Below are 22,224 nucleotides of genomic sequence, written 5' to 3' on the forward strand. Positions count from 1 at the left end.
GGTTCAGATTCTGACAGGACACCCCCATGAGCGAGCAACCAACGCCAGCCAGCGACAACGCCACCGGCACACCGCAGGATGATGTCACCCATTTCGGCTTCCGCAACGTGCCGAAAAGCCAGAAAGCCGGGCAGGTCGCCGAGGTTTTCCACAGCGTGGCCGGCAAGTACGACATGATGAACGACCTCATGTCCATGGGCATCCACCGTCTCTGGAAGCGTTTCACCATCGAGCTCAGCGGCGTGCGCCCGGGTCATCAGGTGCTCGATATCGCCGGCGGTACCGGCGACCTGACGATGAAATTTTCCGATCTGGTGGGGCCCCGCGGCAAGGTGGTACTGGCGGACATCAACGCCTCGATGCTGCAAGTGGGCCGTGGACGCCTGGTGGATCGCGGCTATGCCGGTAATATCGAGTACGTTCAGGCCGACGCCGAACACCTGCCCTTCCCCGACAACACCTTCAACGCCGTGTCCATTGCCTTTGGCCTGCGCAACGTCACCGACAAGGACCAGGCGCTGCGGGATATGGCGCGGGTGCTCAAGCCGGGCGGCAAGCTGATGGTGCTGGAATTCTCCAAACCGACCAACCCGCTGCTGAACAAGGCCTACGACATGTACTCCTTCAACGCTCTGCCGTTGATGGGGCAGCTGATCGCAGGCGACAGTGAAAGCTACAAGTACCTGGCCGAGTCCATCCGCATGCACCCGGATCAGGACACCCTCAGGGGTATGATGGAGCAGGCCGGCCTGGTGAACTGCAAGTACTACAACATGACCGGCGGTATCGTCGCCCTGCACGTGGGAATCAAGCCCTGATGTTTCCCGGCCCCACCCTGCTTTCCGCTGTGACGGCCGTGGTCGAGGGCGCACTGAACCGCGCCCTCGAGCTCGACCCGGCCGGCCGCCAGGCATTGTTGGGCGCCCTTACCGGGCCGGTGCAGTTCTCGCTGACCGCGCCCGTGCCACTGACCTTCACCCTTCAGCCTGCCGGTGAGCGTGTCCAGGTCGGCAGCCAGCCGGCAGACCACCCGGCGCTGACGCTGGCCGGCAAACCGATGGCCTTTGCAGCACTGGCCAGCGGAGACGATCAGGTGTTCGCCCAGGGGCGCATCGACGTCACCGGCGACACCGCGCTGGCCCATCAGTTCCAGCGTGCGCTGAATCAGTTGCAGCCGGACTGGGAAGCCGCTCTGGCCGACCACCTCGGGGATGTGCCGGCGCACTTCATCGGCCAGCGGGTTCGCGGCGCGGTGAAATGGAGCCGGCAGGCCGTCACGGCCCTCAACGCCAACATTGAAGAGTATGTGCACGAAGAGAGCCGCGCCCTGCCCGGTCGCCGCGAACTGGAAGCCACCTTCGATGACATCGACCAGCTGAACCTGCGCACCGAGCGCCTGGCGGCCCGGGTTGATCTGCTGCAACGTAACACCCAACCAGAGCCCCCGGAGACATCGTGACCCGCCTGCAACGCCTGTTTCGAATTGCCTGGGTATTCTGCCGCTACCGGCTGGACACGTTTCTGCCGCTGGCGGAATTGCCGGCGCCGCTCAAGGTGTTTTTCCTGCTGGCGCCCTGGCACCTGTTTCCGAAACCCAAGCTGAGCCGCGGTGACCGCCTGCGCCTGGCGATGGAGGAACTCGGGCCGGTGTTTGTGAAGTTTGGCCAGATTCTCTCCACCCGCCGTGACCTGCTGCCGGACGATATGGCCGAGGCCCTGAAACACCTGCAGGACCGGGTGCCACCGTTCCCCAGCGACACCGCCCGGGAGATCATCGAACGCTCACTCGGTGCGCCGGTCTCCGAGCTGTTCACCGAGTTTTCTGCCGATCCGATGGCGTCGGCGTCCGTCGCCCAGGTGCACGCTGCAACCCTGCCCAGCGGCCAGAAAGTGGTGGTGAAAGTGCTGCGCCCGGGCATCCAGCGGGTCATCAAGCAGGACCTGGCGCTGATGTACATGATGGCGGGCCTGCTGGAACGCTACTGGGCCGAAGGCAAACGCCTGCACCCGGTTGAGGTGGTCGCGGATTACGACGCCACCATTCACGACGAGCTCGACCTGCAGCGGGAAGCCGCCAACGCCAGTCAACTGCGCCGCAACTTCGACCATTCGTCTCTGATCTACATTCCGTTTATTGACTGGGATTACACCCGCCAGACCGTGCTGGTGATGGAGCGCATTCATGGCATCCCGATCGCCGATGTCGCCGCGCTGAAGGCCGCCGGGGTGGACATGAAGGTACTGGCAGAAAAGGGGGTGGAGATTTTCTTCACTCAGGTGTTCCGCGACAGCTTCTTCCACGCCGACATGCACCCCGGCAACATTTTCGTGGATGTCAGCAATCCCGCAGACCCGAAGTACATCGCCATCGACTTTGGCATTGTCGGCACGCTGGCACCGGACGATCAGAGCTATCTGGCCCGCAACCTGCTGGCGTTCTTCCGTCGTGACTACCGTCAGGTGGCGCAGTTGCACATTCAATCAGGCTGGGTGCCGCCGGATACCCGGGTTAACGAGTTCGAAGCTGCGATCCGCACCGTCTGTGAGCCGATCTTCGAGAAGCCGCTGAAGGACATCTCCTTCGGCCATTTCCTGCTGCGGTTATTCCAGACCGCCCGGCGCTTCAACATGGAAGTCCAGCCACAGCTGGTGCTGCTGCAGAAAACCCTGCTGAACGTCGAGGGCCTTGGCCGCCAGCTGTACCCGGACCTTGATCTGTGGAGCACCGCCCAGCCTTTCCTGGAAAGCTGGATGCGCAAGCGCATCGGCCCGTCGGGGCTGATCAAGTCGCTGCAGACGCATCTGCCCGCCTGGCTTGAACAGTCCCCGGAAATGCCGCAGTTGGTTCACGATACGCTGGTCCAGTTGCGCAGTGCCGGTCCCACCGAGGAGCAGAATCGCGCTACACTGGCGTTGCTGCGTGACAGCCAGACGCGGGCCGAAAAACGCTGGCGCCGAACCCTCATTGCGGCCGCTCTCGTGGGCGCCGCCTGGGTCAGTGCCCATTACGAACTGCCCGAGCTGGCGCAATCCATGCCGCCGTGGGGCTGGGCCATGCTCGCCGCCGCTGCCGGGCTGGTGGCGCGGGGCAGCCGGTAACATTGTCAGGATTCACAGAAATGCAAGATTCATCATCTAAAGTCCATACCCCTGACTGGCTCGACGCCATTCGCTGGAACGCAGACGGGCTGGTGCCCGCCATCGCCCAGGACGCCGCCAGCGGCGACATTCTGATGATGGCCTGGATGAACCCGGAATCCCTTCAGCTCACGGTGACGGAAGGCCAGGCAGTGTACTGGTCCCGTTCCCGGGGACAGCTGTGGCGCAAGGGCGAAACGTCGGGGCACCAACAGCTGGTGTCGGAGATCCGCCTCGACTGCGACGAAGACGTGATTCTGCTGAAGGTGGAACAAAAAGGCGGCATCGCCTGCCATACCGGAAGGCGCAGCTGTTTTTACCGCAAACTGCAGGACGGCGCGTGGGTGACCACGGCTCCTGTCGTCAAGGATCCGGGCAGCATCTACGGCAAGACCAAAGGGAGCACACACAGTGAGTGATGTACTGGAGCAGCTCGCACAGGTACTGGAAGCCAGAAAGGACGCGGACCCGGAGAAGTCTTACGTGGCCAGCCTGCACGCCAGGGGCTTAAACAAGATTCTCGAAAAAGTCGGCGAGGAATGCACCGAAACCCTGCTGGCCGCGAAAGACGCCGAGCACAACGGCGATACCCGGGAAGTCGTCTATGAGACTGCGGATCTGTGGTTCCACACCATGGTCATGCTGTCGCGGCTGGGTCTGGGGCCGAAGGATGTGGTTGACGAGCTGGCACGCCGGTTTGACCTCTCCGGCCTGGAAGAAAAAGCGTCGCGGGGCGAGTGACCCATGGGTACCCCCAACGGGGGTTTCCGCTACACTGGCCCGGTAACGTACAATGCTTTGTGACAGAAACATTTAAATGAGGATCCCGTCATGGGTATCAGTATCTGGCAACTCCTGATTGTACTTGGCATCGTTATCCTGTTGTTCGGAACCAAGAAACTGCGCAACATCGGCAGTGATCTGGGTGGTGCCATCCGTGGCTTCAAGAAGTCGATGAACGACGAGGACACCAAGCCCGCCGATCAGGATTCCCTGGAAGACAAGGACCAGACCGCGGCCTACAGGGCCCCGGCGGAAGAAAAGCCCCGGGACAAAACCACTGGCTGAGACCAAGCTGAATGTTTGATATCGGCTTTCTCGAGCTGTTGATCTGCGGTGTCATTGCGCTGCTGGTGCTGGGCCCGGAGCGCCTGCCTACGGCCGCCCGCGCCGCCGGCCGCTGGGTGGGCGGCGCTCGCCGCATGGTCAGCCAGTTCACCACCGAGCTCGACCGTCAGCTCAAGGCGGAGGAGTTGCGGGAGCAACTGCGCAAAGCCGGCGATATTGGCCTGGACGACGTCGAAAAGAGTGTGCGCGGCGCACTCGATGAGGCGAAAAAATACGAGCACATGATCCTGCCTGACGACCAGACCACCAGGTCCAGCCCGGCACCGGCCACCCGCAAGCCCGTCGACAGTCAGGACAGTTCCCGGGAAAGCTCTGAGAACAACGAGTCGGATACCCGTTCATGACCCAAACGCCTGACGGCAACCGCCCGGACGCCACCTCCCAGCCGGACATGCCGCTGATCGAGCACTTGCTGGAGCTGCGCAACCGTTTGCTGAAAATGGTACTGGCGGTGGTCATCTGTTTTGCCGCCATCTACCCGTTCGCCAACGAACTCTACCTGCTGCTGTCGCAACCGCTGCGGGACCTGCTGCCGGTGGGTCAGACCATGATCGCCACCGACATCACCTCGCCCTTTTTCGCCCCCCTGAAACTGGCGCTGGTGCTGGCGGTGTTCGCCGCCATTCCGGTCATTCTGTATCAGCTATGGAGCTTTGTGGCCCCGGGCCTGTACGCCCATGAGAAACGGCTGGCGTTCCCGCTGCTGTTCACCTCCGTGATCCTGTTCTATATGGGCGCCGCGTTCGCCTATTTCGTGGTGTTTCCACTGGTGTTCGGGTTTTTCACGGCGATCGGTCCGGAAGGGATCGTCGAGTTGCCGGACATCACCAGCTACCTCAATTTCGTACTTAAGATGTTCTTTGCCTTCGGCGTGGCGTTCGAAATCCCCATCGCCACCATCCTGCTGGTGCTGACCGGGGCCACCACACCGGCGGACCTGGCCGCAAAGCGCCCCTACATCGTGGTCGGCTGCTTCATCATCGGGATGCTGCTGACACCACCGGACATCATTTCCCAGACGCTGCTGGCGGTGCCCATGTGGCTGCTGTTCGAGCTGGGCATCATCTTCAGCAAGCTTGCGGTGCGCAAACCCGGGCACGCGGATTCCGGTGAAGCGACGGGCGAATGAATCTGGCACTGCTGTTTGAGGAAGATTTCGCTGCTGCCGACCGCGCCGTACTCACCGGCCGCCGGCTGACTCATCTTCACGAGGTTCTGAAAGTCGCCGAGGGGGATCTGATTCCCGTCGGCCGGGTCGATGGCAACATCGGCAGCGGCCGGGTTCTCAGTCTGACCGACAGCCAGGCCGACATACTGGTGGAGCTGACGGAAGCACCGCCGCCGCCGCTACCGTTGACGCTGATTCTGGCCATGCCGCGGCCAAAAATGTTCCGGCGGGTTCTGCAGACCTGCGCCACCCTCGGGGTGAAGGATCTCTGGTTGATCCACAGCTACAAGGTGGAAAAAAGTTTCTGGCAAACGCCCTGGCTGTCCGCTGAGCACCTGCGGGAGAACATGACCCTGGGTCTGGAGCAGGCGCGGGACACGGTGCTGCCGCAGGTGAACATCCGCAAACTGTTCAAACCGTTCGTGGAGGACGAGCTACCGGGCCTGTTGCAGGGCAAACGGGCGCTGGTGGCTCACCCCGGCACGACGACACCCTGCCCTACCCATCTGGATCAGCCCACAGTACTGTGCGTGGGGCCGGAAGGCGGGTTTACCCCCTATGAGGTTGGCAAGCTGGAGTCGGCCGGTTGCGAGGGTGTGCACCTCGGACCGCGCATCCTCAGGGTGGAAACGGCAGTGCCAGTGCTGGTCAGCCGCCTGTTTGACGCCTGCCGCTGACTCAGGCAGTTCGTGCCTGCCACCATTTCAGTACGGGCGTGATGATCGCCACCAGCAACCCGCCCGCAACGACACCAAACAAACCGTTAGCCACCGTTGGCAGCAACGCAGCAGTAACGCCGCTGAAGCTCTCTGCCAGGTGATGGATGGCGTCATAAACCGGGGGCAGGCCGTGGGTGAGAATGCCGCCGCCCACCAGGAACATGGCGATGGTTCCCAGCACCGACAGGGTTTTCATCATCCAGGGGGCAAGCCAGAGAATGCCCTCGCCTGCTTTGCGGGCAATCACGCTGTCCTTGCGGCTGAGGTAAAGGCCGCCGTCATCCAGCTTCACAACGCCCGCGACCAGGCCATACACGACGACCGTGATCATCACCGCCACAACGGTCAGTACCATGAACTGCATGCCAATGGTCTGCATGCTGACGGTGCCCAGGGTGATGGCGATGATCTCCGCCGACAGGATAAAGTCGGTGCGAATCGCACCCTTGATCTTGTCCTTCTCCACGGATTTCAGATCAACGTCGGGATTCTTCAGGGCTTCGTCGAGCTCCGCCTTGTGTTTTTCGTCTTCCTGCCGGTGCAGGAATTTGTGAACCAGCTTCTCGAAACCTTCATAGCACAGGAAAGCACCCCCCAGCATCAGCAACGGCGTCACCAGCCAGGGCACGAAGAAACTGATGGCCAGGGCTGCCGGAACCAGGATCGCCTTGTTGATCATCGAGCCCTTGGCGACCGCCCACACCACCGGCAACTCCCGTGCCGGCTTCACCCCGGCAACCTGCTGCGCGTTCAGCGCCAGATCATCCCCCAGCACGCCGGCGGTTTTCTTGGTGGCGGTTTTGGTCATCAGCGCAACATCGTCCAGTACGGTGGCGATGTCGTCGATCAGCACAAGCAGGCTACTTCCAGCCATGGGACGTTCCTATGTCAAATGATGGTCAGATGATTCAGCGGCTGGGGGCTGAACTCGTTTCAGATATCCAGCCCCATGGCCTCGGCGGCAATGCGGTTTTTCACCGGGCCGAGCTGGTTCAGCCATCGCAGGCCGGTGTTTCGCACCCAGCGCAGCGGCAACTCATCGCGGGCAAAGAGCTGTTTGAACCCCTCCATGGCTGCCATCATGGTGAGATTCTCACCCTTGCGGCGGCGCTGGTAACGGGCCAGCATCAGCTCGTCGGCGGCTCCGAGCCCGGCTTTTCTGGCCCGCGACAACTCGTCGAGCAGCGCCCGCACATCGCTGTAGCCCAGGTTGGCACCCTGCCCGGCCAGCGGGTGGATAGTATGGGCGGCATCGCCAATCAGTGCAAAGCCCGGCGCCACGTACTCCTTGGCGTGGCGCTGGCGCAGCGGGAATGCAAAGCGGCGGGAAACCAACTCGACGGCGCCCAGTTCGCGCTCGATGGCGCGCTCCAGTTCGCTGGCGAAGGCTGCCTCATCCAGCGCCATCAGCCGGCGCGCTTCTTCGGTGTCCTGTGACCAGACGATGGAGCAGAAATGCTCGTCGCCGCTTTCACTCAACAGTGGCAGAAAGGCCAGTGGCCCGCTCGGCGAGAACCGTTGCCAGGCAGTAAAGCGGTGGCTCTGAGCGGTTCTTACGGTGCACACGATGGCCTGCTGATCGTAGTCCCACTCGCGGGTGGCCAGGCCAACCCATTGTCGCAGCCGGGAGTGGGCACCGTCGGCTGCCACCACCAGATCGGCCGCCAACACGCGGCCATCTGCGAGCCGCACGCCCTGCCGCCCGGCCCCCTCGGGGTTGTCCTGCCACCAGCCACTGACCTGCACCCCACTTATCAGCTCAACCGGGCTGTCCAACAGGGCGGCAAACAGACCGCGCACAATGTGCCGGTTCTCGATGATGGTGCCAAGGGACCGTGCCTGCAGTTCCGCGGCCTCAAACTGAATCCGGCCGGTGCCGTCGCCATCCCACACGGTCATGGTCTGGTACGGACAATGACGGGCGGCCACGATGTTAGCCCACACGCCCAGGTCTTCCAGCAGCCGCTGACTGGCCACGGAAATGGCGCTGACCCGGGGTTCAAAATCTTCCACGCCGAGGGCCGCAGCCGGGGGTTGCACCAGTGCCTGGCACTCACTGGCTTCCACCAGTGCCACCTGCCAGCCCTGTTGTGACAGCCCCAACGCCAGCGCGGAACCGACCATGCCGCCGCCGACCACCAGAATGTCAAAGTCCCGCGGCTCAGTCATCGTTCATCCGCTCCCGATTAGCACCGACCGGATGGTCAATCATCGCGCGGCGCCCGCCAAGGCCCATGGCTTTGCGCGCGAACCAGCGCTTGGCCCCCGGCAACAGATCCAGACCCACCAGCCCCGCATCCCGGGCAACGGCCAGCGGCGTCACCGACGGACCGAACAGGCGGATCAGCGAGTCCGAGAACTGCACCGTCTGCTGCCAGTCCTGCCGGTGCAGGGTGTGATAACCCGCGAGCACCTGCAGATCGCCGATGGACACTCCCTGCGCCACCGCCAGACGGAACTGCTCCACCAGCGTCATCAAGCCGCGCAGGGCCAGATTGAACCCCTGGCCGGCGACCGGGTGAAGGGCGTGGGCGGCATTGCCCACCAGCGCGACGCCGGGGCGAACCGGCTCCTCCACAGTGGTCAGCTTGAGGGGGTAATGGTTACAGGCGCCGATACGGGTGAACCGCCCGAGTCGCCAGCCGAAACGATCCTGCAATCGGCGGCACTTGTCGTCATCGGGCAGGGACAGGAGTTCTTCCAGCGCCTGATCAGTCAGGGTCCACACCAGAGCCGACTGACGACCGGCTTGATGTGCTGAGCCGTGAGGCAACAGCGCCATGGGGCCGGCGTCGGTGAAACGCTCGTAGGCACAGAATCGATGACTTTCGGCGGTGGACACATTGGCAATCAGCGCGTGCTGGCCATAATCATGGATGCGCGTCTGGAAACCCAGAGCTTCCCGCAGACCGGAACGTCCGCCGTCGGCCACCACCAGGCACTGGGCGGTCAGTTCGCGGGTCTCGTCGCCGGAGCGGACGGCCACCCGGACCCCCTGCGGCATCGGCGTCATATCCACCACCTCGGCCGGCGCTTCCCACTGTACCCGGGTGTCGAGCAACGCCCGCATCAGGCACAGCCCCATCCAGCGGTTGTCGACCACATAGCCCAGTGCCGGCTGACCGTGCTCCGAGGCGCTCAGACGGGTGGCGCCAAAGTGTCCCCGGTCAGAGACGTGAATACGCTCGATCGGCGTGGCGTGCTGCGCCAGCCGCGACCACAGCCCCAGCTCCTCGAAGATTCGACGGGACCCCCAGGCCAGTGCGGTGGAACGGGCATCGTAACTGGGCTGGTAGCTGTCCGGGAGGGCCTGCGGCGACAGTGGAAATGCTTCCACCACGGTTACCCGCAAGTCAGGGACCGACTTCGCCAGCGCCAGCGCCAGGGCGGCACCGGCAAGGCCGCCGCCGGCGATGATCAGATCGGTGTCAAGCTGCGCCACCGGGTCAGTCCGCCATCAGTGCTTCGATCTCGGCAATGGATTTCGGTACCGCGTCGGTCAGTACGCGGCAACCGTCTTTGGTAACCACCACGTCGTCTTCAATACGAATGCCGATACCGCGCCATTTCTCGTCCACGTCGGTGTTGTCCGGCGCAATGTAAAGGCCCGGCTCCACGGTGAGGGCCATGCCCGGCTCCAGCTGGCGCCAGGCATCGCCGACCTTGTAATCACCCACGTCGTGGACGTCCAGCCCCAGCCAGTGGCCGGTGCGGTGCATGAAAAACGGCTTGTAGGCTTCGCTGGCGATAGCGTCATCCAGGGTGCCGGACAGCAGGCCATGGTCGATCAGCCCCTGGGTCAGCACTTGCAGGGCGGCTTCGTGGGGGTGGTTCCAGTGATTACCCGGTCGCACCGCCTCGATGGCCGCATACTGGGCCGACAACACCACTTCATACAGGGCTCTCTGCTCTGCACTGAAACGGCCGCTGACCGGGAAGGTGCGGGTGATGTCCGAGGCGTAGCATTCCAGCTCGCAACCGGCGTCGATCAGCACCAGATCGCCCTCCTTCAGCGGCGCACTGTTTTCGATGTAGTGCAGAATGCAGCCGTTCGTGCCGGAGCCGACAATGGACGGGTAGGCGGTGGACCGGGCGCCGTGCTCCATGAAGGTATGGATCAACTCGGCTTCCAGGCTGTACTCGAAACCGCCTTTACGCGCGCGTTTCATGGCGCGGCAATGGGCTTCGGCACTGATTTCGCCGGCTTTTGCCATCACCTTGATCTCGTTGGCGCTCTTGTAGAGTCGCAGATCGTGCAACAGGTGCTCAAGGGCAACAAACTCGCCCGGGGGATGAGCACCGGCCCGCACCTTGCTGCGGATGACCTTGATCCAGTCCATCACCCGGGCGTCGAAGCTGTGATCCTTGCCCAGCGGATAGTAGACCCGGCTGCGGCCTTCAATCATGCCGGGCAGGATGTCGTCTATATCAGAGATGGGGAAGGCGTCGTCCAGACCGAACGTTTCAATGGCCCCTTCCGGGCCCGCCAGGAACCCATCCCACAATTCTTTCTCCGGATTGCGTTCCTTACAGAACAGCACCGATTCACCGTGGTCACGGCCCGGGATCAGCACCAGCACCGCTTCTGGCTCGCCAAATCCGGACAGGTACTGGAAGTCGCTGTCCTGGCGGAAGGGATGCAGCACATCCCGGTTGCGGACGCATTCCGGCGCCGCCGGGACAATCGCAATGCTGTCAGGCGCCATCAGCTCCATCAGCTTGCGACGGCGTTCGGCAAATTCTTTCACGGGTATCATAGACGACATAACCTCTCCCGCAGGCTACTGCCTGCTCAGTGCAGTGTCGGAGTATTGGCGGCCGGCTTTTCCGGCGGGTTGAATTCGGTGAATACCGCCAGCGCCCCAAGGCGCACGTATTCCACGATTTCCATCAGCTGCTGCTCACTGTCGTCGTCCGGCTCCTCATCTTCGGACACCTGGCTGATGGCAACCATATCCTCGATCAGTTCGCGAATCTCATCCGGCGCCTGGCCGAGAGACTCACCTGCCGCCAACGCCATCCCTTCGAGAAATCCCCGCACCCAGGAGGTCAGGGCCTCAAGACGCTGGTCGATGGCGTAATCGTCATCCGGCAGCAGTGGATGGAAGCTCATGTCCGTGGCTTTCAGCAACGCCAGGGTCTGGTCATAGGCCGCCTGCATGAATTCCCGGAGCTCGTCGGACTCCGCAGTCGCCGAATCCGGTAAGCCCATGTGCTCGCAGACCATGGCCAGCCACTCCGTTTCATCTATACGTGCGCCGGCGGCAAGCCGGCCACACAGAACACCGTGTAGCTCGGACGGATGACTGAAGGCCTTGTGTGCGGTGAAGATGTTTGCCCAGCGCTCGAAAGCCGCGGCGCGGGCTGCACCGGTGGTGTCGGTTTGTGACATGAAAAAGCGCAATCCTGTATCACGGTATTTTAAGGTCTGTCCAAGCGTCTATCGTAGCATCGAGGCGGATCGAAGGCACTCGCGCTCTTGATTGCCACGGGGAACTGGTAGATTATGTTATAACATATCATTCACAGCACGGAGCCTTGCCCCATGAGTCACACACCAGAACGCCGCCGCTCGCTGCGTGCCGCCGGCAGCGTCCTTGCCATCAGCCTGCTGTCACCTGCGGCCTTCGGTGCGGATAACCCCGGCGCCCACCAGCACGGCCATTCGCAACTTCAGGTGGCCGTCGAGGGCGACCGCCTTGATCTGATCTTCACGTCCCCGGCCCAGAACCTGGCCGGCTTTGAGCGGGATGCCCGCACGCCGGAAGAAGAGGCCCGACTGGAAACCATCCGCAAATGGCTGGAAACGAACCCGCTGATCGATACCGCTTCGGCCTCCTGCTCCGTCATTGACGCCGTGGCCAGGCAGTCAGGTTCCGACGGCGACCAGCAGCACCAAGAACACCATCACGATCATGACGACCACAAAGACGAGGGTCATCGGGAGTATGAAGTATCCCAGCAGCTCAACTGCCAGGACCTGACCGCCGAGGACCGATTCAATGCGGCGGTTATGGCGCAGTTCCCCGGCATTGAGGTGCTGTCGGTGCAGTGGGTCAGCGAAGAGGGACAGGGCAGCGTGCGACTGGAAGGCAGCCAGACCGGCTTCTCACTGCAACGCTGAAGCCGGTGCTGCCACCGCTATTGCTCGTAGGGTTCAACCTTGTCGGCGATCAGGGAATAGGACGATTTGGCGATGTCGTTCTCGGTGCGCTCCACCACCAGCTCGCCCTCGATCCAGACCGGATCGTAGAGCGCTTCCAGGGTAAAGCCCTCTTTGTACTTGACGTGGATGATCTGGTTCGGCGGCGGTGGCGGAACATGAATGCAGGCGCCGTAATAAGGCACCAGGAAAAACTCCAGGATGCGCATGTCCTCGGTGGTTTTCAGCGGCACGACAAAACCGGGAATCCGCCCGGAGACGCCGTCCATCTCCGGTACCACCCGTCCGGTCATGATCTCATCGGGCAGCAGCGGCGCACCGTCTCCATCGTGGTCGATTTCTGGCATACTCTCGAGCAAATTCAGATCCTCTTCGGGCATCAGCTCAAGCCAGTCAATTTCCCGCTCGGCGGCGTTTGCGCTACCAAGAAAAGCGGCGACAACAAGCGCCAGCATGCCGACAAAGCGCCGGATGGCGGACACGGAAACGGTAGAAGAGGAAAACGACATCATCGCCAACAACATAACACTGCCTGCCAGAAAATGGGTGGGCAAATCATACACCGAATGAGCGTACGCGCACATGACACCTGAGACATCCCGGCACGCCGACAGTTCCGCCCCCGCCCCCCTCGCGGCCTGCACCCGGGCCCTCACTTACCAGTGGCCGGCAGGTCGAACTTCCCTGCACTTCCCCGACCTCAGCGTGCCCGCGGGCGAGCACCTGTTCGTCAAGGGTGCCAGCGGCAGCGGCAAAAGCACCCTGCTGAGCCTGCTGGGGGGCATCCTGCGACCAACATCGGGCTCACTGGCCCTGCTCGGCGAGGAGCTTGGCCCGCTCAGCAACGGCCAGAGAGACCGCTTCCGCGCGGATCATATGGGCGTCATTTTTCAGCAGTTCAATCTGGTGCCCTACCTTTCGACCCTCGCGAACGTCACGCTCCCCTGCCGCCTGTCGGCCAGACGCCAGCGCCGGGCCAGCCCGGACGCACACGGGCAGGCGCGGGCGCTGTTGCAGGACCTGGCCATTCCCGAGAGCCACTGGCATCAGCAGGTCAGCCGCCTGAGCGTGGGCCAGCAGCAACGGGTGGCCGCAGCCCGGGCGCTGATTGGCCAGCCGCAACTGATTCTGGCGGATGAGCCGACATCGGCACTGGATGCGGACAACCGCGACCGGTTTATCGAGTTGCTGCTGACCCTGGCCCAGCGCTCCAGTTCGTCGGTGATCTTCGTCAGCCATGACCAGAGCCTGGCCAGTCATTTTGACCAGCAACTGGTTCTGGAGGCCACGCCATGAAAATACGCCTCGCCCTGTCACTGGCCTGGGCCAGCCTCTGGCACCGCCGCCGGGTGCTGACCCTGGCGACCCTCACCCTGACCCTCAGCGTTACCCTGCTGCTGGGCGTGCAGTACCTGCGCACCGAGGTAAGACAGTCCTTCACCAACACCATTTCCGGTACGGACCTGATTGTCGGCGCCCGCAGCGGACAACTGAACCTGCTGCTGTACACGGTTTTTCACATCGGCGATGCCACCAATAATATCCGCTGGTCGACCTATCAGGACCTGGCCGGTGACGACCGCATTGACTGGATCGTGCCGCTTTCGCTGGGAGACAGTTATCGCGGGCATCGGGTGGTGGGTACGGATACCGGATTTTTCGACCACTTCCGCTTCGGCCGCGGCGAGGCACTGTCCCTGACAGAGGGCCAGTGGTTTGGCGATGTATTTGATGTGGTGCTCGGCGCCGAGGTGGCCCGCAAGCATCAACACGCACCGGGAGACGAACTGATTCTCTCCCACGGCGGTGGCCGCACCAGCTTTTCCAATCACCAGGACACGCCGTTCCGGGTAACCGGCATCCTAGCCCCCACCGGCACGCCGGTGGACCAGGCGGTGTACATCAGCCTCGCGGGCATGGAAGCCATGCACATCGGCTGGGAATCAGGCATCGCCATCCCGGGGCGCACGGTAACCCCGGATCAGGCCCGCGCGCGGGACCTGACACCGACCTCTGTCACCGCCGCACTGGTCGGCATTGAGCGCAAGGTGATGACGTTCCAGGTTCAGCGCCAGATCAACCAGTATCAGGGCGAACCGCTGTCGGCCGTGCTCCCTGGCGTCGCTCTCAGTGAGCTCTGGCGCATCATGGGGCAGTTCGAGAGGGCCCTGCTGGGCATCACCGGCCTTGTGGTGATCACCAGCCTGCTGGGCCTGGTGGCGGTCTTGCTCACCCTGCAGGCCCAGCGCAACCGGGAAATCGCCATCCTCCGCGCCACCGGGGCCTCACCGTCGTTGGTGGCGGCCTTGCAGGTGATCGAGTGTGTCACCCTTGCCTCAATTGCCTGCCTGCTGGCCCTGGCACTCAGTGCCGGAGGGCTGGCCGTGGTCAGCCCCTGGTTGCTGGAACAACACGGCATCCAGATCGGCCTGCGACCACTGGCCGCTGCGGAGTGGCTGCTGCTGGCCTGCGTGCCAGCCACCGCCGCCCTCGTGGGCCTGCTCCCGGCCTTACTAGCCTGGCGCCAAAGCCGGACACATGGACTCAGTCACGGTATGGGGGAATGACATCGCCGTAAATTGACCGACCTGCAGTCCGCACTTATAGTTACGGGCATCGATAACAACAGGCGTTGACGCAATCATGGAACAGTCCGAACTACAGGCATTGGCGGACAAACTGGACAGACTCATCGAGCGCTGTCGCAAACTGGAACGCGACAATGCTGCGCTCAGGGAACTGCAGGACGACTGGAACCGGGAACGGGCCCAGTTGATGCATAAGAACGATCTCGCCAAAAACAAGATTGAAGCCATGATCGGACGCCTGCGGGCCCTGGAGCATCACTGATGGCCAAACAGCAGCCCACCACCGTTGAAGTCAAAATCCTCGACAAGGAATACCTGGTTGCCTGCCCGCCGGAAGCCCGCGATGCGCTGATGCAGTCCGCCCGCCACCTGGACAGCAAGATGCGGGAGATCCGCGCCAGCGGCAAGGTCTTCGGCACCGAGCGCATTGCCGTGATGGCGGCCCTCAACATTACCCACGATCTGCTCGAGCAGGACACCATGTCAGGCGCCGCCACCGCTATTCTCGAGGAAATGGACACCAAGCTGGACAATGCCCTGAGTGATACCGCGAGCGAATAGCCGGTTACATTCCGACAGGATACAGGTGTTGCAATTGGCCCCTCGGGTACCCTTATAATGGAATTAACTTCCTGGGCTGTTCGCTGGTCGGAGACGTCCTCGAGCCGATGCGCACTACCCAGGTGGCTACTTCAGGGCATTGTGAGCACGTCCCCCACGGGGGAAAGCCTAATATGTCACAGCGGCCACCGACCTTGAACTTTGGGTTCAAGGGCCACATCCGATAACGGCAGCCCGGGAAGCTTTATCTTGACCCAGTTTATTCCCCCTCAACCGTTTCCTCCGCTTGACGATGACCTGCCGCGCAACGAATTGCGGAAACGACTCCGCCGACGCCGTCAGGCTCTGAGTTTCGAGCAGCAGCAAGAAGCTTCCGAATACCTTGCGATCAACCTGCTGAACAACCCCGATCTGCACCGGGCCCGACACATTGCGCTGTATTTGCCCAATGACGGTGAAATCGACCCCAACCTCTACATGGATCTTGCCCGACGCAGGCACGTACAGTTCTATCTGCCGGTATTGCACCCGATTCTGCCCGGCCGGCTGGTTTTCAGCCCCTATCATGACGGCGTGGAGCTCACCGCCAACCGCTTCGGCATTCCGGAACCGGCGTTCAGCAAGGGCCTGAAACGGCCGGCGTGGGCACTGGACGCGGTACTGTTCCCACTGGTGGGATTCGACGAATCAGGCGGGCGCCTGGGGATGGGGGGCGGCTTTTATGACCGGACCTTTGCCTTTACCCGGAGCCGGCCGCGGCTGGCCCCCAAGCTGATTGGCATTGCCCATGAATTTCAGAAAGTGGCGAGGCTACCGACAGAAGCCTGGGACGTGCCGCTGCACAGCATCGTGACGGATCGGCACTGTTACCGCGTGAGGTAGCTACCGCGTGATTTAGCGGGCGTCGCTGCGTGCAAGACTCATCAAGGCGATGTCGTCCGCCGCGGCACGAGTGCTTGCCCTTGCCCCGCTGCGCTCTTCTTCGGAAGCCTGGAGCGACGTAAACCCCGTTATTACAAGGCCAACGGCAAAAACCAGTACGATGGCCCGAATGCTGTCAGGCTTGCGTTCCACGATGCGCTTCTCCAACTCCCGCGAGCGTAAAAGCTCACCAAATCAGCGAGCTATTATTGTTTCTTAATAATTGGACGAAAGACTAACACGCATCTGAAATTTTACAATTTTTGACAGGTTAACATTCTGTAAGGCAAGAAATTGCCCGGCTCTGGCAGTTATCCGCCCGGGGCTTGCGGGGGCCTCCTTCCGAAACACGCTCAAGCACATCCATGTGGCGCTTGGGCTCCGCCATCCATGGCTCCGCACAGTTTCGTAAGGAGGCCCCCCCAATCCCCTGACTGTGGAGGTTAGCCCTGGCCATTCCCCGCACCGAGGAACAACTGGTACGCCTCATCATCGGTCATGTTCTCGTAGCGGAAACCGACCTTGTCCAGCATCGCCTCGAAAGCCGGCAAATCCCCGTCGTCCACTTGCGCTCCCAGCAGCACCCGGCTGTAGGCGGCGCCGTGATTGCGGTAATGGAACATGGAGATATTCCAACGGGTTCCCAGTGACATCAGGAACTTCAGCAGCGCACCCGGACGTTCGGGAAACTCGAACTGGAACACCTTTTCATTGGAAATAGCGGGGGCATGTCCGCCCACCATGTGGCGCACGTGCTGTTTGGCGAACTCACTGTCAGTCAGATCCACCACACCGTAGCCCGATTCCCGCAGATCCTGCACCAGCTCGTCGCGGCCCAGACCACCGGCCTGGATCTGGATACCGACGAAAATCGTCGCGTTCCTGCTGTCGGCGTAGCGGTAATTGAACTCGGTGATGCTGCGCTTGTGCAGGGCGTTGATGAACGTCTTGAACGCCCCCGGCTTTTCCGGAATGGTGACCGCCAGAATCGCTTCGCGTTTCTCGCCGATTTCCGTGCGTTCCGAGATGTAGCGCAGGCGGTCGAAGTTCATGTTGGCGCCGCTGAGCGTGGCCGCCAGGTTCTCGCCCTCGATCTGCTCGCGCTCAATGTACTTTTTCATGCCCGCCACGCCCAGGGCGCCAGCCGGCTCGGCAATGGAGCGGGTATCCTCGAAGATGTCCTTGATCGCCGCGCAGATTTCGTCGGTGGAGACAGTGATGACTTCGTCCACGAGGTCCTTGCAGATTTCCCAGGGGTACTCACCAATCTGCTTGACCGCCACCCCGTCGGCGAAGATGCCGACCTCGTCCAGCACTACCCGCTCGCCGGCTTTCAACGCCGCCTGCAGGCAGTTGGAATCTTCCGGCTCTACACCGATTACCTTGATCTCCGGGCGCAGGTACTTGATGTAGGCCGCCATGCCGGCGATCAGGCCACCGCCACCGACGCAGATGAACACCGCATGCAACGGCCGGGTAAACTGCCACATCAGTTCCATGGCCACGGTGCCCTGCCCGGCAATCACATCAGGGTCATCGTAAGGCGGGATGTAGGTGTAGCCGTACTTCTGGATCAGCTCCTGGGCATGGGCCGCCGCTTCATCAAAGGCGTCGCCCCTGAGCACCACTTTCGCGCCATGGTCCCGCACCGAACGAACCTTGATGTCCGGCGTGGTCTGGGGCATGACAATCACCGCTTTGATCCCCAGATTCTTCGCCGCCAGCGCCACGCCCTGGGCGTGATTGCCGGCAGAAGCGCAGATAACCCCTTTCGCCTTCTGCTCTTCGGAGAGCTGGGCGATGCGGTTATACGCCCCGCGAATCTTGAAAGAAAACACCGGCTGAAGGTCCTCACGCTTGAGGTACATGTTATTTCGGAAGCGTTTGGAGAGGCTGCGCGCCTCGGTCAGCGGCGTCTCGATGGCCACGTCATAGACACGGGCATCGAGAATTTTCTTGATATAGCGTTGCGGCATGGGTCCGTCCGGAGATTGCATGGATAGTTGGAGATTCGTCGGAAAAACCAACAGTGTAGAAACTTTGGCCGCCTGCCGTCTATAAGCAGATGGCCGCTAAAGGCTATAATGGCGCGAAACCCGTTTACTTCCCCGACCGGAGCTCCCCATGACCCAGGATGAACTGAAAAAAGCCGTGGCCAAGGCTGCACTGGATTACATTGCCCCCCATCTGGAGCGCAGCAGCATCATTGGCGTGGGCACCGGCAGTACCGCGAACTTTTTCATCGACATGCTGGCAGACATTCGCAACGAGTTCGACGGCGCGGTGGCCAGTTCCGACGCCACCGCCGAGCGTCTGAAAGGTCACGGTATTCCGGTGTATGACCTCAACAGCGTGGGCGAAATCGAGTTCTACGTGGACGGCGCCGATGAAACCAACGAGCACCTGGAACTGATCAAGGGCGGCGGTGGCGCACTGACGCGGGAGAAAATTGTGGCGGCGGTGGCCAAGACCTTCATCTGCATCGCCGACGAATCGAAACTGGTCAGCACCCTGGGCAGTTTCCCGCTGCCGGTGGAAGTCATTCCCATGGCACGCAGCCACGTGGGCCGGGAAATCGTGCGTCTGGGCGGCGACCCGGTCTACCGCGACGGTTTCACCACCGACAACGGCAACATCATTCTGGACATCCATAACCTGGATATCTCCCGCCCGATCAAGGTTGAGGAAGCACTGAACCAGGTGGTTGGTGTGGTCACCAATGGCCTGTTCGCCCACCGTCCGGCGGACCTTCTGCTGCTGGGAACCGACGACGGCGTAAAGAGCATTTCCCGCTAGGCTGAGCCGTTCGGCGCTGCTGCCTGGCAATTCGGGCCAGCAGCCGCCAGCAGCTCCCAGGGATAAACCAAGCGCTTGCTTGGTATCGGGAATTGCGCGACACTGCGGCCCATGCTTTGCGATCAAGGGAGATTTCGCCGTGCTCGACTATTTCAACGATATCCATGACCAGGCCCGCCTGAGTGCCCGCAAATTCGTGGCCACCCACGTCCTGCCCTTTATCGATGACTGGGAGGAGGCCGGCGAGTTTCCCCGGGATCTTTATCGCAAAGCCGGTGAAGCCGGGCTGCTTGGCATCGGCTTTCCGGAAGCGCTGGGGGGCACCGGCGAAGGCGATGTCTTTTTGAAGGTCGCGGTTTCCGAGGAACTGATGCGTTCCACGTCCGGCGGCCTGGTCGCCAGCCTCGGCTCTCTGGATATCGGCCTGCCGCCGGTGGCCAAATGGGCGCAGGCGGGCATTCGTGAACAGATTGTGCCCCCGGTGCTGCGGGGCGAAAAAATCGCTGCACTGGCGATTACCGAACCCGGCGGCGGTTCCGACGTGGCCAACCTCAGAACCCGTGCGGTCCGCGACGGCGACCACTACATTGTCAACGGCAGCAAGACCTTTATCACCAGCGGCAGCCGCGCCGACCATTACACGGTGGCGGTACGCACCGGCGGCGAAGGTCACGGCGGCATCAGTCTGCTGCTGATTGACCGGGACATGCCCGGTTTCGCCACTGGCAAGAAGCTGCGCAAGATGGGCTGGTGGGCCAGTGACACCGCCGAACTGTTTTTCGAGGATTGCCGCGTGCCTGCCGATCGCCTGATCGGTGCCGAGAACGCCGGTTTCATCGCCATCATGAGCAACTTCCTGGCCGAACGCCTGATGCTCGCCATCATGGCGTACATGACCGCAGAAATTGCGCTTGAGGCCTCGCTGGCCTACGCCAATGAGCGCAAGGCGTTTGGCCGCAACATTGCCGGCTTCCAGGTGACCCGCCATAAACTGGTGGACATGGCAACCCAGGTGGATGTGGCACGGGAATACACCTATCGCTGTGCGGCGATGATGCAGGCGGGCAAGAACCCCATCAAACAGGTGGCCATGGCCAAGAATTTTGCCGTGGAGGTGTGCGAGAAGGTGACCCGCGAGGCGGTGCAGATCCACGGTGGCATGGGCTTTATGCGGGAATCGGTGGTGGAACGGCTGTATCGCGACGCCAAGATCCTGTCCATTGGCGGTGGCACCACGGAGATCATGAAGGAGCTGATCGCCAAGCAGATCAAACTGTAACCGTGGGCCAGACCAAGGTTTAGTTTCGAAGTGCACGAGACTTCCGTATAATTGCGCCCACTTTTTATCCGCAGTTAAACGCACGTTCAGGAAGGATCGCTCATGCAATTCGATAACATTCCCTCAGGTAAGAACCCGCCCGAAGACATCTATGTGGCCATCGAGATTCCGGCCAACAGCTCACCGGTCAAGTACGAGCTGGACAAGGACATGGGTGCGCTGCTGGTCGATCGCTTCATGGCGACCCCGATGTTCTACCCGGCCAACTACGGCTTTATTCCGCACACACTGGCCGACGACGGCGACCCGATCGATGTGCTGGTGGTCACACCCTACCCGATTCAGGCCGGCTGCGTCATCCGCTGCCGCCCGGTGGGTGTTCTGAACATGGAAGACGAAGCCGGTGGTGACGCGAAACTGGTGGCCGTGCCCCACGACAAGCTGACCCAGTCCTATCACAACGTCCAGGAAGTAACGGATCTGCCCGAACTGCTGCGCGACCAGATTCGCCACTTTTTCGAGAACTACAAGACCTTGGAGCCCGGCAAGTGGGTCAAGGTCCAGGGCTGGGGCAACGCCGCCGAAGCCAAGAAAGCCATTGAAGACGCGGTCAACGCCTACAAAGGCTGATACCCCGCTCCAGGCATAAAAAAACCGGGCCTCACAGCCCGGTTTTTTTATGCCTTCACGTTAACCTGGCCAGGGCTTTACCCCCGGGACAGCAGGTCCCGCATATCACTGATGGCGGCATTTGCCCGCGACAGATAGGCGGCCATGGTCAGCGAGTGGTTGGCCAGCACCCCGAAGCCACTGCCATTCAGGATGACCGGGCTCCACATGGCGCCTTGGGCCCCTTCCAGCTCGATGATGATCTGCTTGACACTGGCCATGGCGTTCTTGTCGGTCAGCACCTTACGGAAATCCACCTCGATGGCTTTGAAGATGTGCAGCAGGGCCCAGGAGCTGCCGCGCGCTTCGTAGAATACGTCATCAATCTTGGTCCACGAGGTCTTGACCTCCTCGCCGCCGGTTTCCTCCGCCAGCGGGTCTTCGGCGTTGATGGTCGCGACCGCATCGGAGACCGAGGCCTTGCCTACACTCTCGCCCAGGGTACGCGACAGGCTGCCCAGGCGGGTCTCCAGATCCGCGAGCCAGTTGTTCAGGTTATCAGCACGCGCAAAAAACTGGGCTGAGGGCTGGCCCGGCCGCGACAGGCGGTCCAGGTAACGATGCAACGCATTGATGCCAGTGCGATATTCCGCCTCGGTCGACGGTATCGCCCAGCTACCGCTGTCAAAATGGAACTGGGGCTCGGCCACGATCAGGTCGGGATCTTCCGCCGACTGACTCTGGGACCGGCTGATGTCCTTGCGCATGGCCCGGGACAGATCCCGTAACTGCACCAGGACGCCGTACTCCCAGTTCGGCATGTTATCCATCCACAACCCCGGCGGGAAAATGTCATTGGAGATGTAGCCACCGGGCTTGTCCAGCAGGGTCTCGGCAATACGTATCATGGTGACCGTGGTGGCAAAGCCGGCGACCGGCTCCCGATCCATGCTGGTAGCAACGTTGCGGGTGTGTTCCCGCACGGAAAAGGTATCCGGCTCGCTGCTCCAGATAATGCCCAGTATCACCGTCACCAGCAGATAGACGCCGAGCACCACCAGAATGAATTTGCCAACCACACCGCTGCCACCGGCGTAATCCTGTACGTCGTCCTTGCGATCCCTGAAATACTGTCTGATTTTGCCTGGCATCGG

The 22,224-nt window shown here is 61.9% G+C and carries 27 protein-coding genes and 1 other RNA gene; 19 read left to right on the forward strand and 9 right to left on the reverse strand.

Translation table 11 applies throughout. The features are described 5' to 3' along the window. Positions 1-26: 26 nt before the first annotated feature. The 9 genes from ubiE to DYI22_RS07090 all read left to right on the forward strand — a co-directional run bounded on the left by ubiE (position 27) and on the right by DYI22_RS07090 (position 6,111). Positions 27-818: a bifunctional demethylmenaquinone methyltransferase/2-methoxy-6-polyprenyl-1,4-benzoquinol methylase UbiE gene (gene ubiE, locus DYI22_RS07050; RefSeq protein WP_213477359.1), complete on the forward strand. Its 792-nt coding sequence runs from the start codon at positions 27-29 to the stop codon at positions 816-818. Further along, a complete protein-coding gene (locus DYI22_RS07055) occupies positions 818-1,459 on the forward strand; it encodes a ubiquinone biosynthesis accessory factor UbiJ (RefSeq protein WP_213477360.1) in 642 nt (213 codons plus the stop codon). Before ubiE ends, DYI22_RS07055 begins: the two co-directional genes overlap by 1 nt. Continuing rightward, the gene (gene ubiB / locus DYI22_RS07060) at positions 1,456-3,099 is read left to right on the forward strand and encodes a ubiquinone biosynthesis regulatory protein kinase UbiB (RefSeq protein ID WP_213477361.1); all 1,644 of its coding nucleotides are present in this window, start codon (positions 1,456-1,458) and stop codon (positions 3,097-3,099) included. The genes DYI22_RS07055 and ubiB overlap by 4 nt, the downstream gene beginning before the upstream one ends. A 20-nt stretch (positions 3,100-3,119) precedes the next feature. Then, complete coding sequence (hisI, locus tag DYI22_RS07065) at positions 3,120-3,557, forward strand: phosphoribosyl-AMP cyclohydrolase (RefSeq protein ID WP_213477362.1); 438 nt, start codon at positions 3,120-3,122, stop codon at positions 3,555-3,557. Beyond that, positions 3,550-3,879, forward strand: coding sequence for a phosphoribosyl-ATP diphosphatase (locus tag DYI22_RS07070; protein WP_213477363.1), 330 nt, complete (start codon positions 3,550-3,552; stop codon positions 3,877-3,879). Before hisI ends, DYI22_RS07070 begins: the two co-directional genes overlap by 8 nt. Before the next feature lie 90 nt (positions 3,880-3,969). Then, on the forward strand, positions 3,970-4,206 hold the full coding sequence (gene tatA, locus DYI22_RS07075) for a Sec-independent protein translocase subunit TatA (RefSeq protein ID WP_213477364.1): 237 nt from the start codon (positions 3,970-3,972) through the stop codon (positions 4,204-4,206). An 11-nt stretch (positions 4,207-4,217) separates the two neighbouring features. Next, on the forward strand, positions 4,218-4,610 hold the full coding sequence (gene tatB, locus DYI22_RS07080; RefSeq protein WP_213477365.1) for a Sec-independent protein translocase protein TatB: 393 nt from the start codon (positions 4,218-4,220) through the stop codon (positions 4,608-4,610). Then, positions 4,607-5,395: a twin-arginine translocase subunit TatC gene (tatC, locus tag DYI22_RS07085; RefSeq protein ID WP_213477366.1), complete on the forward strand. Its 789-nt coding sequence runs from the start codon at positions 4,607-4,609 to the stop codon at positions 5,393-5,395. The genes tatB and tatC overlap by 4 nt, the downstream gene beginning before the upstream one ends. Beyond that, positions 5,392-6,111, forward strand: coding sequence for a 16S rRNA (uracil(1498)-N(3))-methyltransferase (locus DYI22_RS07090; protein ID WP_213477367.1), 720 nt, complete (start codon positions 5,392-5,394; stop codon positions 6,109-6,111). The genes tatC and DYI22_RS07090 overlap by 4 nt, the downstream gene beginning before the upstream one ends. A 1-nt stretch (position 6,112) precedes the next feature. Here the strand turns inward: DYI22_RS07090 and DYI22_RS07095 are convergent, their stop codons facing one another. From DYI22_RS07095 to DYI22_RS07115, 5 genes are read right to left on the reverse strand one after another with little or no spacing between them, the layout of a single operon-like run. After that, positions 6,113-7,027, reverse strand: a complete 915-nt coding sequence (locus DYI22_RS07095) for a DUF808 domain-containing protein (RefSeq protein ID WP_213477368.1) — start codon at positions 7,025-7,027, stop codon at positions 6,113-6,115. A gap of 59 nt (positions 7,028-7,086) precedes the next feature. Continuing rightward, positions 7,087-8,322: a UbiH/UbiF/VisC/COQ6 family ubiquinone biosynthesis hydroxylase gene (locus DYI22_RS07100; RefSeq protein WP_213477369.1), complete on the reverse strand. Its 1,236-nt coding sequence runs from the start codon at positions 8,320-8,322 to the stop codon at positions 7,087-7,089. After that, positions 8,315-9,595: a 2-octaprenyl-6-methoxyphenyl hydroxylase gene (gene ubiH / locus DYI22_RS07105; protein ID WP_213477370.1), complete on the reverse strand. Its 1,281-nt coding sequence runs from the start codon at positions 9,593-9,595 to the stop codon at positions 8,315-8,317. The genes DYI22_RS07100 and ubiH overlap by 8 nt, the downstream gene beginning before the upstream one ends. 4 nt (positions 9,596-9,599) lie before the next feature. Further along, a complete protein-coding gene (gene pepP / locus DYI22_RS07110) occupies positions 9,600-10,919 on the reverse strand; it encodes a Xaa-Pro aminopeptidase (RefSeq protein ID WP_213477371.1) in 1,320 nt (439 codons plus the stop codon). 26 nt (positions 10,920-10,945) lie between these two features. Next, positions 10,946-11,545 (reverse strand): UPF0149 family protein, encoded by a 600-nt coding sequence (locus DYI22_RS07115; protein ID WP_213477372.1) that lies wholly within the window; start codon positions 11,543-11,545, stop codon positions 10,946-10,948. 153 nt (positions 11,546-11,698) lie between these two features. Between DYI22_RS07115 and DYI22_RS07120 the strand changes: the two genes are divergently transcribed. Then, a complete protein-coding gene (locus DYI22_RS07120; protein WP_213477373.1) occupies positions 11,699-12,277 on the forward strand; it encodes a ZrgA family zinc uptake protein in 579 nt (192 codons plus the stop codon). A gap of 17 nt (positions 12,278-12,294) precedes the next feature. Here DYI22_RS07120 and DYI22_RS07125 read toward each other — a convergent pair whose 3' ends face one another. Beyond that, positions 12,295-12,771, reverse strand: a complete 477-nt coding sequence (locus DYI22_RS07125; RefSeq protein WP_213477630.1) for a DUF3299 domain-containing protein — start codon at positions 12,769-12,771, stop codon at positions 12,295-12,297. A gap of 127 nt (positions 12,772-12,898) precedes the next feature. On the opposite strand from DYI22_RS07125, the gene DYI22_RS07130 reads away from it, so the two are divergent. The 6 genes from DYI22_RS07130 to DYI22_RS07155 all read left to right on the forward strand — a co-directional run bounded on the left by DYI22_RS07130 (position 12,899) and on the right by DYI22_RS07155 (position 16,347). Further along, complete coding sequence (locus DYI22_RS07130; protein ID WP_213477374.1) at positions 12,899-13,612, forward strand: ABC transporter ATP-binding protein; 714 nt, start codon at positions 12,899-12,901, stop codon at positions 13,610-13,612. Beyond that, on the forward strand, positions 13,609-14,883 hold the full coding sequence (locus DYI22_RS07135; RefSeq protein WP_213477375.1) for an ABC transporter permease: 1,275 nt from the start codon (positions 13,609-13,611) through the stop codon (positions 14,881-14,883). The genes DYI22_RS07130 and DYI22_RS07135 overlap by 4 nt, the downstream gene beginning before the upstream one ends. Before the next feature lie 76 nt (positions 14,884-14,959). Continuing rightward, positions 14,960-15,166 carry a TIGR02449 family protein gene (locus DYI22_RS07140; protein WP_213477376.1) on the forward strand — a complete coding sequence of 69 codons (207 nt, stop codon included), beginning with the start codon at positions 14,960-14,962 and terminating at the stop codon, positions 15,164-15,166. Beyond that, positions 15,166-15,465: a cell division protein ZapA gene (locus DYI22_RS07145; RefSeq protein WP_213477377.1), complete on the forward strand. Its 300-nt coding sequence runs from the start codon at positions 15,166-15,168 to the stop codon at positions 15,463-15,465. Before DYI22_RS07140 ends, DYI22_RS07145 begins: the two co-directional genes overlap by 1 nt. 65 nt (positions 15,466-15,530) lie before the next feature. Next, positions 15,531-15,710: non-coding RNA, 6S RNA (gene ssrS / locus DYI22_RS07150), on the forward strand. A gap of 4 nt (positions 15,711-15,714) precedes the next feature. Further along, entirely contained in the window at positions 15,715-16,347 is a 633-nt protein-coding gene (locus DYI22_RS07155; RefSeq protein ID WP_213477378.1) for a 5-formyltetrahydrofolate cyclo-ligase, read from the forward strand. Positions 16,348-16,359: 12 nt separating this feature from the next. Here the strand turns inward: DYI22_RS07155 and DYI22_RS07160 are convergent, their stop codons facing one another. Then, positions 16,360-16,539, reverse strand: coding sequence for a hypothetical protein (locus DYI22_RS07160; protein WP_213477379.1), 180 nt, complete (start codon positions 16,537-16,539; stop codon positions 16,360-16,362). Between the two features lie 290 nt (positions 16,540-16,829). After that, entirely contained in the window at positions 16,830-18,362 is a 1,533-nt protein-coding gene (gene ilvA / locus DYI22_RS07165; RefSeq protein ID WP_416234562.1) for a threonine ammonia-lyase, biosynthetic, read from the reverse strand. Positions 18,363-18,510: 148 nt separating this feature from the next. Between ilvA and rpiA the strand changes: the two genes are divergently transcribed. The 3 genes from rpiA to ppa all read left to right on the forward strand — a co-directional run bounded on the left by rpiA (position 18,511) and on the right by ppa (position 21,091). Continuing rightward, complete coding sequence (rpiA, locus tag DYI22_RS07170; protein ID WP_213477381.1) at positions 18,511-19,182, forward strand: ribose-5-phosphate isomerase RpiA; 672 nt, start codon at positions 18,511-18,513, stop codon at positions 19,180-19,182. 139 nt (positions 19,183-19,321) lie between these two features. Next, positions 19,322-20,461 carry an acyl-CoA dehydrogenase family protein gene (locus tag DYI22_RS07175; RefSeq protein WP_213477382.1) on the forward strand — a complete coding sequence of 380 codons (1,140 nt, stop codon included), beginning with the start codon at positions 19,322-19,324 and terminating at the stop codon, positions 20,459-20,461. A gap of 102 nt (positions 20,462-20,563) precedes the next feature. After that, positions 20,564-21,091 (forward strand): inorganic diphosphatase, encoded by a 528-nt coding sequence (gene ppa, locus DYI22_RS07180; RefSeq protein WP_213477383.1) that lies wholly within the window; start codon positions 20,564-20,566, stop codon positions 21,089-21,091. Positions 21,092-21,168: 77 nt separating this feature from the next. Here the strand turns inward: ppa and DYI22_RS07185 are convergent, their stop codons facing one another. Continuing rightward, a complete protein-coding gene (locus DYI22_RS07185) occupies positions 21,169-22,221 on the reverse strand; it encodes a DUF2333 family protein (protein WP_213477384.1) in 1,053 nt (350 codons plus the stop codon). Positions 22,222-22,224: the final 3 nt, after the last annotated feature.

This window comes from Marinobacter lipolyticus (assembly GCF_018424605.1).
GTDB lineage: Bacteria > Pseudomonadota > Gammaproteobacteria > Pseudomonadales > Oleiphilaceae > Marinobacter > Marinobacter lipolyticus_B.